Origin of the sequence: Paenimyroides aestuarii (assembly GCF_024628805.1) — a bacterium.
In the GTDB taxonomy this organism is placed as follows: Bacteria; Bacteroidota; Bacteroidia; order Flavobacteriales; family Flavobacteriaceae; genus Flavobacterium; species Flavobacterium aestuarii_A.
Genome location: NZ_CP102382.1, coordinates 407,101 through 419,377, shown reverse-complemented (window position 1 = coordinate 419,377; position 12,277 = coordinate 407,101). Strand labels below are relative to the sequence as shown.

Genomic DNA, 12,277 nt, shown 5'->3' with positions numbered 1-12,277 from the left:
GGTTTTTTTGTGGAAAAAAGTTACAGTTTATGCTTGAACTAATAGCGTTTTTATGTTATTTTGAGTAATTTTAACTTTGGTTTAAAATTTGATAAACATAAAAAAAGATCTATTCTATGAAAAAGTTATCTAAAATTACAACGGCACTTTTTTCGGCGTTTTTATTTACAAATGCAGTTAGTGCGCAAGATTTTACCTTCGGTCCCAAAGTTGGTTACAACAATGCCAAATTAGCAGGAAGCAGTTGGCAAGAATTTCACGACAACAATTCCATCAACGGATTTCATATTGGTGCGTTTGCTGAAGTTCGTTTTGACAAGTTTGCCATTCAACCCGAAGTGTATTATTCATCAGCAGGTGGTAAATGGAAAACCACTTTTGAAAACAACACCTTAGAGCATGATTTTAATTTAAGTTATGTAAACGTGCCAGTGATGCTAAAATATTATTTAACCAACGGAATCGCAATTGAAGCAGGTCCACAAGCAGGATTTTTAACCGATTCTAAAGTAAAATGGTCTGATTTAGATCCAAAAAGCCCTAATTTCAATGACTTTGATTTTTCTGTAAATGTAGGCTTAAGCGTAAACATCATTGATTTTATGATTTCTGCCCGATACAATGCAGGTTTAACCAATGTAATTGATAATCCCGATGTGGATTGGAAAAACAGGGTCATGCAGCTGTCTGTGGGCTATCGTTTTTAAACAGTAATACTCTTTCGCAAAAAATATAAATTTAACTTGTCATTCCGACGAAGGAGGGCACGAGCAATAGCGAACTGGCGAAGCAATCTTAAGGATTCTTCACTTCGTTCAGAATGACATTTTATCTTTTATTCTGAAAAAAAGTCAGCATCAATGCGCTGCATTCTTTTTCTAAAACGCCATAAATAATTTCGGTTTTAGGATGCAGTTTTCCACCCATAGTTGTAAACCCCCGTTTATTGTCTTGTGCGCCAATAACAATTTTAGAAATTTGGCTCCAATACAAAGCACCTGCACACATTTGGCAAGGTTCAACGGTTAAATACATGGTGCAATTTTTTAGATATTTGCCTCCAATAGCATGTGCTGCTGCCGTGATAGCCTGCATTTCTGCATGTGCCGTAACATCGTTTAAACTTTCGGTGAGGTTGTGGGTTTTAGCAATGATTCGATCGTTTGCAACGATTAGGGCACCAATGGGAATTTCATCTTTCTCAAAAGCTTCTTTCGCTTCTGTTAAAGCAATTTGCATGTAATATTCGTGGTTCAGCAGCATACCAATCAGTAAATTATTCGTCAAAAATAAGATATTATTGTAAATTTGCTCTATATTTTTAAAACGAATGGCTCCGATTTTACCCACTATTGAATTTCCTGCCGATTTAAAATCGAAAACAATCGAGCAACTGCAACAGTTAGCTGCTGAAATTCGCAGTTTTATTATCGATGTGGTTTCTGTAAACGGCGGTCATTTGGGGGCAAGTTTGGGAGTAGTAGAACTTACCATTGCGTTGCATTATGTGTTTGATACACCCATTGATAAATTGGTTTGGGATGTGGGACATCAGGCATATGTGCACAAAATTCTAACAGGAAGAAAAGAGCAGTTTGCTAGCAACCGACAAAAAAACGGATTGAGTGGTTTTCCTAAAATCAGTGAAAGCACATACGACGCTTTTGGCGTAGGGCATTCCTCTACATCAATATCGGCCGCGCTTGGCATGGCAATGGGCAGTAAGTTAAAAGGCAATGCACACACACAGCATATAGCCGTGATTGGCGATGCGTCTATTGCTTCGGGAATGGCATTCGAGGCGTTGAATCATGCAGGTGTTGCCAATGCGAATTTAATTGTGGTTTTAAACGATAATGCCATTGGAATTGACCCGAGCGTGGGAGCTTTAAAAAGCTATTTAATGCAAGTGAAGCAAGGTGAAAATCCAAAGGTGAACAACATGATTAAATCGTTGAATTTTAAATACGTGGGACCAATTGACGGACACGATTTAAAAGCCTTAATCCATGAATTACAACGATTAAAAAGCAAAACAGGTCCGCAGTTTCTACACATCATCACTACCAAAGGAAAAGGACTAAAACAAGCCGAAGAAAACCAGGTGGTTTATCATGCTCCCGGAAAGTTTGACAAGATTACAGGCGATTTGCTTGAAAATAAAGCGCAAAAACGCACCAAATATCAAGATGTTTTTGGATTGACATTGCTGGAATTAGCCCAACAAAATGCTAACATATTTGCCATTACCCCAGCAATGCCCACAGGGAGTTCGTTAAAACACATGATGGATGTTTTTCCGGAACGCGCCATTGACGTGGGTATTGCCGAGCAACACGCCGTTACCTTGGCAGCTGGTATTTCACTAAGCGGTTTCACTGTTTTTTGTGCCATTTATTCTACGTTTTTGCAGCGTGCATACGATCAATTGATCCACGATGTAGCATTGCAAAATATTCCAGTGGTTTTTTGTATTGATAGAGCAGGCTTGGTGGGCGAAGATGGTGCCACGCATCAGGGTGTATTTGATATTGCGTATTTACAAGCAATTCCCAATATGAAAATTCTTGCGCCAAAAGATGCAGTGGAATTGCGACAAGTGCTTTATAACCTTCAAAATAATCGATCACAGCCGGTTGCAGTTCGCTATCCGCGGGGCTATGCAACTATTCAAGAATGGAATGTTCCTTTTGAAACTATTGATTTTACTACCATTCAATCTATAAGAAAAGGAAAAAGAGCAGCGGTTTTATCCACCGGAACCATCATCGAAAATGTGTTAGAAGCCTTAAATTTTGATGATGATTATTTTTCGGTGTATCATTTCTTGCAAATTAAACCTTTGAACAAAAAAGCAATTTTAGATTTAGCAAATACCTACGAAGTATTGCTCACGATTGAAGAAGGTGTTGTAAAAGGTGGGTTTGGCAGCGTTGTGAATCAAATTGTTTCAGAAAGTAAAACCAACACGCAAGTGATCAATTTGGGAGTGCCCGATGCGTTTATAGAACATGCCACCGTTCATGAACAATGGCAACAATGTGGTTTAGATGCCGCATCTATCCAACAAATATTAAAAAAAATCAGTAATGTTTAAATTTAAAATAGTTGTTTTTTTTCTAATGATTTCGGCGATTGGTTTTTCACAACCTGCTGATACATTGTTGGTAAAGAAACCAAAAATAGATATTGATACATTTTACAGAACACAATTTTCGGTTTTTGATACGTTGGTAAAGAAAAACGATACCATTTTTATACGTCCGATCACTGTTGAACCTAAAATGGTGCTGCAAGATTCGGTTTTAACTAGTTTCTCGGCGGGCAATGTGCACCAAGTGGTTCTTTCTACCTTTGAAGTTACAAAACGCAACAAAAACAGCGATTTGGCCTATTTTTTAATCCCTAAACCAGAAGGAATGGTGTATGACCGTACACCCCGTGCCAACTCCCAAATTTTGTATGATGCGCTTTCGCCTGTTCGGTCAGAAATGAGTTTTTGGAAGAAAACAAATACGCTTGGATTAGATATCAACCAAGGAACATTTTCCAATTGGAATGCAGGTGGTTTTAGTTCCATTTCGGGTATTGTGAAAGGCGATTTTTCCCGGAATTATGAAAGAGGACGCACTATTTGGGTAAATGAATTAAAGGTGCGGTACGGATTGAATAAACAAGAAAATTTAGAACTGCGCAAAACCGACGACGTTCTAAACATTAATTCCTCGTTTGGGTATAAAACATCGGTAAAATCGAATTGGTATTATTCTGCCAAAGTTACGCTGAACACGCAAATGGCAAACGGTTATGCTTATCCCAATGTAGAAGTGCCCATTTCGCGCGCTTTTGCACCCGCTTATTTATTTGCCGGTATTGGTTCTGAGTATTCCAAAAATAATTTTAAAGCCTATATTTCGCCCTTAACATTAAAATCTACTTTGGTTTTAGATGATGCTTTGGCAAATAGTGGTGCTTTTGGTTTAGAAGGCGGAATATTTGATGCAAATGGAAATTTGTTGCAACCGGGCAAAAAATCGAGAAACGAATTGGGTTTTTTGTTTACTACCGAATGGAATAAAAACATAATGAGCAATGTGAATTTAAAGAACAATCTTACCTTATATACCGATTATTTGAATAATTTTGGAAATATAGATATCGACTGGCAATTGCAATTAGAAATGAAAATCAACAGTTTGCTAAAAGCCACTTTGGGCGGTCATTTGATTTATGATGATGACATAAAAAACAAGCGCGACGTTGATGGCGTGCAAATCACCGAAGGGCCGCGGGTGCAGTTTAAACAATTGCTAAGCGTTGGTTTGGTTTATAATTTTTAGTGTAGATTTGTTTTTTGTTGGTATTTCTAGGGTGACGATGAAGTGTGTGGAACGTTAGTATTGCTAACACAACTTGTCTTGAACATTTTGAAAGGCTTTGATGAACGGATGTGATTTTCTTTGGAAGTTGGATTGTTTTATAATTTGTAGATGATGAAAAAAATTTTTAGCATATTGCTTCTTTTGGTTTCTGTACAAGCATTTTCGCAGGCAACAGATACCATTCCAGAATTGGAACGCACCATAAAAGTTACCGATCCTTTTTATCGGGAAGACCAGTTTTATGTGGGCGTAACCCACAGTTTGCTACTAAAAAAACCCAATGGTATCAACCAAAGATCTATTTCCATAGGAACCAATTTTGGCTTTTTGAGAGATTTTCCAATCAATAAACAACGCACTTTGGCCATTGCACCGGGCGTGGGTTTTGCATTTTATAATTTGCGACACAATTTGGCTTTGGTTGATGATGCTTCGATTGCCTTTGAAATAGACGATAATCCAGATAAAAACGTTCAAAAACTCTCGTATATCGAAATACCAATCGAATTTCGCTGGCGCACTTCCAAAGTACATTCACATAAATTTTGGCGTATTTACACAGGAATTAAATACAGCTATTTACTGAATTCTACTTCAAAATATCGAGGCGATTTAGGGAATTATACCTTCAAAAATCCCCATTTTTTCTCCAAATCAAATCTTGGCGTTTATGTTTCGGCAGGTTTCAATACATGGAATTTTTATGCCTATTATGGCTTTAAACCCTTGTATGTCCAAAATATTATCGACAGTGAAAGTCATTTTAATATGTTGAATCTGGGGCTGATGTTTTATATTTTGTAAGGCTCCTTCAAAATTTTAATTAATAATTTTAAGGTATTTTAAGGTATTTTAAGGTGTTTTAAGGTGTTTTAAGGTGTTATTTTTGAAAAAAAAAGTAAAATTGTTTTGATAATTGTATTTTTTTATTAAATTTGTTTTAACAAAAAATACCTACACTTATGAATACTTCGTGAAAAATCAAGATTAAATTTCTTTTATTTAATTTACAGTAATCCTTACATTTAAACTTATGAAAAAAAAAATATTCGTAATCCTTCTAGGAATTTCGGTCAATGGAGTATCTTCCCAAACACTTGAATTCACTTATGATGCAGCAGGTAATCAGATTCAAAGAGAACTAGTTACTTTAACAGTTAATTCAGTAATGAGTACTAATAGTGTGGAAACGGAAAAGGAAGAAGATACGATGCTTCCTAAATCAAATTCCCTTAACGAAAATTCAACAGCAATCGAATTCTATCCTAATCCTGTGGTAGATTTATTAAATGTTGAATGGAAAAGTAGCTTACAAATTACACAGATAATACTTTTTGACGGCACGGGAAAGATGCTGCAGTTGAAAAAAGTTAATGAAGGGACAACGATAGAAACTTTTAATTTATCGACTTATTCTTCAGGAACGTACTATATCCGACTTTTTGATGCATTTCAGCAAAGCAAATCTTATAAAATCATAAAAAAATAAACACTATGAAACATTTTTATTTTTTGTTTGTATTGTTCGCAGTGCATTCAGCAATGGCCCAGCAGCATAATATCAGTGAAGTTGGTATACCTGTTGATGGGTTAGTGAAAGAGCCTACAATCGTTCAAAATACAGCGCTCATTGGGGATAATCAAAATTTACAGAAGCAACAATCCATTACTATTCCGACAGGTCCTATATTATCTGAAGATGTAGATTTTGTGGGTGCATCCAAAGGAGAATTTTCTGTGTCTTTGTCTGGGCAAGCTACGTATAATTTTCCAATAGAAATTCCCATTGGAATAAATGGTATCATGCCCAATATAGGAATCTCATATTCAAGTGATGCGCGTAACGGGCTTGCCGGATATGGCTGGAATATTTCGGGTTTAAGTGCTATTAGTAAAACAGGTTCTAATAAATATCTAGATGGTAAAGCTAGCACGATAACCTATGGTGATGATGATCAATTTATGTTAGATGGGCAAAGATTAATTATAAAGTCAGGCACATATGGAGTAGTTGGACAGGATGTAATTTATGAAACTGAAAATTACAGTAATTTAAAAATTTCAGGTGTTGGCACAACTTACAATCACAATCATGATTATTTTAAAATAGAATATCCCGATGGCTCAGTAGCTTATTATGGGCAAGCTTATGGTGGATTAAGTCCTTCTTCAACGAAAAATAATAACACATACGCATTAACATATATCACTAATCCCCAAAACATTATTATTAAATTTACATATATAAATGATAATGGGAACTTATTAATTTCTGGTATAAGTTATGGTTATAGAAGCTCTAACCCGTTATCCGAAATTAATATTGGAAATAGCAACAATTATATTAGCTTTTTATATAAAGATAGGGCGAGATCGGAAAATGGATACATTCATACTGATGCAACAAAATTAACTAAAATCCTTGATAAGATAACAGTAAGAGGATTTGCAGAAATGTTTAGAACTTATCAGTTAACCTATAAAACTACATCATTAGGATATGAACAATTGCAAAAAATTACAGAAACATCTGGGGATGGAACTCAGACAAAAATTCCCGTTACATTCACATATGGAGCAGATGCTGCTACAAATCTTTTAACTGAACAATCATCAGTTGACGTCACGGGTAGTGGGATTTCATTAAGTCAACTTACTGCGCGTAATACCAAGACCATACCAGGTGATTTTAGTGGTTCAGGTAAATTAGGTTACTTAATGTACCATACAACTTACAATGATAATCATCAATATACAGAAGGAGATGTACTTCGCATATTTGATCCGAGCTCAAATTCGTTATACAGCGCAGCATTTCCAACGCCATTTAATGAAGTTGTAGCAACAAAAACTTTAAATTATCAAAACATTTTATTACCAAATCAGGGATTTACTACGATTACGAAGACTAACACAGTTCCGTATGGTGGATATTTTACGTTTAACTTTGATAGTTTTATATTTATGCCTGATTATTGGGGCCAAATGGCATTGATAAGTACAAAAAATTTTAACCTTAGAGATTTCGGTCCTACAAGAGATAATTTCATTAGTGCAGATTTTAATGGCGATGGTATTTCAGATATAATCAGAACAGAACATCCAAAAAATTATGTTGATAATACCTATAATCAATACAATACTACTTTGGAAATAATTGATTTAAAAAATAATCAGATATATAACAATCAAACCCTACCTATTGGATTCAATTATCAGGTCGCAGATACAGACGGCGATGGTTATGATGAATTTATAGTTTATAGACATGGTGCCATTCTAATCCATAAGTTTAACCAAGATTTGAATAAATTAGAGCTTTCTAAATCTATTTATTCTACAACAATTTCCTATACAGCAAATGATAAAAGACCTGTTTTCTCTGGAGATTTTAATGGAGATGGAAAAATGGATTTTGTTGTGCCAAATGGTGTTAATTCAAGTACCTGGACTTTTTTTATTCAAACAGGAACCTATTTTAATACTATTGTTAAAGATTTAGGTATTTTTTATAATATTAATAAAGAAACACCATTTTCTCAAGGAGGATTCCCATCAACTGTTAGGTATGTTAATGTAGATGAATACAACTATATCTTTACAGATATAAACAATGATGGTAAAACAGATATTATTAAAACGTACGATTATTGCAAAGTAATTAATAATACTAGTAATGATTATGCTAATTCTACTCAGATGTGGGTTTGTGAAAATTTAAAATTTGGTGAAACACCTGTCGATATTAACTTTTCTGTCAATCATTACCCTATAGCTACTCCGAATAGAAGAAGTCCAATTTATACTGTTTCTAATTATAATGATAAAAATTATAAAACGGATTTAGCTGTGATAACTAATAAAAGTTTACGATCTTTCAAATACAATCGTAACAATGTGCTTACACAGCAGTTGAAATCTATAAATGAATTTGATGTAACTACTAGAATAATTTACGATGTCTATGATGAGAAAAAGAATAATCCAGCGATTGATGGAGAAGATTTAGTTTTACCTTTTGCGTCATTTGAGCAACCAATGTCAGTTTACCCTAAAGTAGATATTGATGTTGCACCAGGCCTCTATTTAGTAAAAAAAGTCACCTATGATACTCAAAGTTTTAAGTTTGGGGAAAGTGCTACCGAACGTAAACAACTTTTTTCTTATGCAGATGCAACTCTTAGCCATAACGGAAAAGGATTTTTGGGCTTTAAAGGGCGAATGGGTACTAATATTTATAGAGGAGGTCCTTACATTTCGAATTTGCAAGATCAGGTAAAAAATATAACCATTTTTGACTTAGATAATAATGGGTTGGTTAAAGAAGAATATGTTGCACATAGTATTGATTGGGCAAACTTCTTTACCACTCCGGTAAATTACCTTACTAAAAAAGTACATAGCTATAATATAACCAATTTATCAAATAAGGTTTTTAAAGCACAGAATACTCAGTCTATTATTAATGAAGGTTTAACAGGTATTCAACGTACCATAAATAGTACGTATAATGCCTATTCCAATCCACTTTCAGTAACAGAAACTGTAAATGGAGACGGAGAAACGTCTGTTTTGAATACTGTATTTACTTACAATCACAATTTAGTAAATGGTAATTATTATGTTGGTCGTCTGGCATCGAAGATACTAAAGATGAATAATATACAAACTTCAAAAGAAGTCTATACATATTCAAATCATTTACTTACCGCTATTAAAAAGCAAGCTGCAACAGGTTCTACAGAACTAACGGAAAGCAATCAGTATGATATATTTGGGAATGTTGTTCAAAAAACCATTTCTGCAAATGATATCCAACCGCGTATTGCAAGTTCTGTATATGACACTACTGGACGTTATATAGAAAAAGCTACGGATATTGAAGGATTAGAAACTACTTATGTTTACAATAAAAACAAAGGTTGGTTACTATCTCAAACTAATCCTTATGGATTAACTAGTTCTTTTGGTTATAACGCATTGGGAATGACTGTTTCAGAAACAGATTATCTCGGTAATACAACTAATTTTGCGTATAAAACCAATGCTATGAGTGGTTTGGGTTCCTCTTTTGTACGAAAAGAAACTAATTATCCTGACGGACGAAAAGAAAAAGTTTCTACAAACGGTTGGGGTAATAAAACATATGAAGGTTATACAGACATTGATGGTAATTGGGTTGGTATCTCTTACAGTTATGACTCACAAGACCGATTAGTTAAGAAAAGTGAACCTTACACAGGCACAGCTAATCTATTTACTACCTTTGAATACGACAATTACGGACGTGTTATAAAAACTGTTTTGCCTACAAGTAAAGAAATTTCAGCGACTTACAATGGTTTGTCATCTACAGTAAACGATGGTGTTAAAACTAGAACTGAAACAAAAAACGCAAATAACCAAACCAAAAAAGTAGTTGATAACGGAGAAACCATCAATTATAGCTATAATGCAAATGGTACATTGCAAAATACTAATTATGGCGGAACGGTAATCAGCTTTGAGTACGATAGTTGGGGTAGGAAAACCAAAATGACTGATCCTTCGGCAGGTATTTATACTTATCAGTACAACAGTATTGGTGACCTATTGCAAGAAACCACACCAAATGGTACTACTACCCATACTTATGACGCGACAGGTAAAATTCTGAACACCACTTATTCTGATGTAAATATCAACTATACCTATAATGCAGACAAGTTATTAGCCAATATTACTACAACAAATACAGCAGGACAGTATCAGGAAATTTTTACTTACGATGGATACAAACGTACAACTTCCAAACAATATACAACTCCTTTAGGATTTAGTTATACGTATAATTATACTTTTGACAACCTTGGACGAGCTTTAACAGAAGAAAAGAAAGTTACAGGTGCCAGCGGAACAGATGCCGTAAAAACCAAAAACGTATATAAAAATGGTTACTTATGGAAATTACAAAACGCACTTACGAATACTGATTTAAAGGTTTACAATTCTTTTAATCAAAGAGGACAAGTTACAAACTTTACATTCGCTAACGGTTTGGTAACCAACCGTTCGTATGACCAATTTGGTTATCTAACCCAAAACACAGTATCTAAAAACAGCATCGAACAGTTTGCTTTTACCAATACTTGGGATGTGCTGCGTGGTAACTTATCTGCACGTACCAACAGTTTGTTTACAGGTGGTATCAATGAAACGTTTCAATACGATACGTTTGATCGTTTAACAAACAATATTACTAAGCAAGGAGCTACTATTATTGCACAAGAAGCCAATACGTACGATGGTAAAGGACGTATTTTAAACAACAATGTGGGCGATTACAATTATGATTCTGCTAAAGCATACCAACTGCAAAATGTAGAGAACTTGAATGATTTGGCATATTATCAGAACAACCCGTTGCAGCAGGTAACCTATAATACCCATAAGGCACCGCTAACCATAAAACAGCAAGGTAAAGAAAACATTTATTTTAAATACGATGGTTTTGATAATCGCGTAGCAATGTATTATGGCAATGAAGCTGCTGATGAAGCTGCTTCTTCAAAAGTACGCTACTATTCTCCGGCAGGCGATATAGAGGTTAATTTTGATAAAACCACCAATAAATACATTGTGAATATCTATGTAGATGGCGATCCGTATTCGGCAAGTATTTTGCAGCGCAAAGAAAACAATGCTACGGCATTTTATTATTTGCACCGTGATTATTTAGGCAGTATCTTGGCTGTGACAAACAGCACGGGAGCTATTGTAGAAAAACGCCATTTTGATGCTTGGGGTAATGTATTGTTAATACAAGACGGCTTGAACAATAATCTGGATAAATTAACGTTCTTAGAAAGAGGATACACAGGACACGAACATTTGCAAGGTGTTGGTTTAATAAACATGAATGCCCGCTTGTATGACCCTAAATTGCATCGTTTCCTTGCACCGGATAATTTTATACAAGACCCAAGTAATTCACAGAGCTATAATCGTTATGGGTATGTATGGAATAACCCTTTGAGATTTACTGATCCAAGTGGTGAAATCGTATGGCTGGCTGTTATAGTAGGAGCTGTAGTAGGAGCATATCTGGGAGGCAGTGCCGCTAATGATAACTTTAATCCATTTCAATGGGATTGGAGTGCTGGGAGTACTTGGAACGGTATGCTTGGAGGTGCTATAATTGGAGCAGTAGGTGGTGCAACCGTAGGTTTTGGATTAAAATCTGTAGTTGGCCTTGGATATTCTTCTACTTTTGTAAAAATTGCAGGTTACACTGCTTTTGCAACGAGTGCTATTAGTACTTTAACCACAGCGGCAAGCTTAGTTTCAAATTTTGATAATGGTATGCGAATTTTTGCAGGTAAATTTTATATTGACGAGAATAGAGGTTTTTGGGGAGGAATGCTACAAAGTTTAAGTCGTGCTACTTGGGAAGGATTTCAAAGTTGGGCAGGTTACAATTTAGGGCATTTCAGAAACATGGTAGGTAAGGTCGATAGAGTTGATTATTTCGGAGGAGCAACATTTATTACCAATGAAAATGCTTCAAGACGAAATGGTGTTTCACTTGGTGGATTTATAAATATTAATATTCAGGGAACAATACCATCTAATGTAAGTTTTGAACAGTTTATGTTAAGTATACCGTTATATATGCACGAATACGGTCACACATTTCAAAGCGAACGTTCCGGTTTTGGGTATCTTTTTGCTTATGGAATACCAAGTTTAATAAGTGCAGCGAAAGATGAAAAAAGAGGTCATGTACATGATGACTTCGGTACAGAAACATCTGCTAATCGTTGGGCAAGAAGGTATTTTGATAAACATTATAAGGGTCTCGTAGATTGGTCGCAATACTTAAATCCTGACGGAGTTTATTATCCATTAAATTAAAA

At 35.1% G+C, this 12,277-nt stretch carries 7 protein-coding genes; 6 read left to right on the top strand and 1 reads right to left on the bottom strand.

The window, feature by feature from the left end:
• The first annotated feature begins 116 nt into the window (after positions 1-116).
• Positions 117-707: a porin family protein gene (locus NPX36_RS01980; protein ID WP_257499766.1), complete on the top strand. Its 591-nt coding sequence runs from the start codon at positions 117-119 to the stop codon at positions 705-707.
• 121 nt (positions 708-828) lie between these two features.
• Here the strand turns inward: NPX36_RS01980 and NPX36_RS01975 are convergent, their stop codons facing one another.
• Positions 829-1,263 carry a nucleoside deaminase gene (locus tag NPX36_RS01975; RefSeq protein ID WP_257500709.1) on the bottom strand — a complete coding sequence of 145 codons (435 nt, stop codon included), beginning with the start codon at positions 1,261-1,263 and terminating at the stop codon, positions 829-831.
• 67 nt (positions 1,264-1,330) lie between these two features.
• Between NPX36_RS01975 and NPX36_RS01970 the strand changes: the two genes are divergently transcribed.
• From NPX36_RS01970 to NPX36_RS01950, 5 genes are all read left to right on the top strand, one after another.
• Positions 1,331-3,097, top strand: a complete 1,767-nt coding sequence (locus tag NPX36_RS01970) for a 1-deoxy-D-xylulose-5-phosphate synthase (protein WP_257499765.1) — start codon at positions 1,331-1,333, stop codon at positions 3,095-3,097.
• Positions 3,090-4,340 (top strand): DUF3078 domain-containing protein, encoded by a 1,251-nt coding sequence (locus NPX36_RS01965; RefSeq protein WP_257499764.1) that lies wholly within the window; start codon positions 3,090-3,092, stop codon positions 4,338-4,340. Before NPX36_RS01970 ends, NPX36_RS01965 begins: the two co-directional genes overlap by 8 nt.
• Positions 4,341-4,493: 153 nt before the next feature.
• Positions 4,494-5,186, top strand: coding sequence for a porin family protein (locus tag NPX36_RS01960; RefSeq protein ID WP_257499763.1), 693 nt, complete (start codon positions 4,494-4,496; stop codon positions 5,184-5,186).
• Positions 5,187-5,415: 229 nt separating this feature from the next.
• On the top strand, positions 5,416-5,871 hold the full coding sequence (locus NPX36_RS01955; RefSeq protein ID WP_257499762.1) for a T9SS type A sorting domain-containing protein: 456 nt from the start codon (positions 5,416-5,418) through the stop codon (positions 5,869-5,871).
• Positions 5,872-5,876: 5 nt separating this feature from the next.
• The gene (locus tag NPX36_RS01950) at positions 5,877-12,275 is read left to right on the top strand and encodes an RHS repeat-associated core domain-containing protein (RefSeq protein ID WP_257499761.1); all 6,399 of its coding nucleotides are present in this window, start codon (positions 5,877-5,879) and stop codon (positions 12,273-12,275) included.
• The last annotated feature ends 2 nt before the right edge of the window (positions 12,276-12,277 follow it).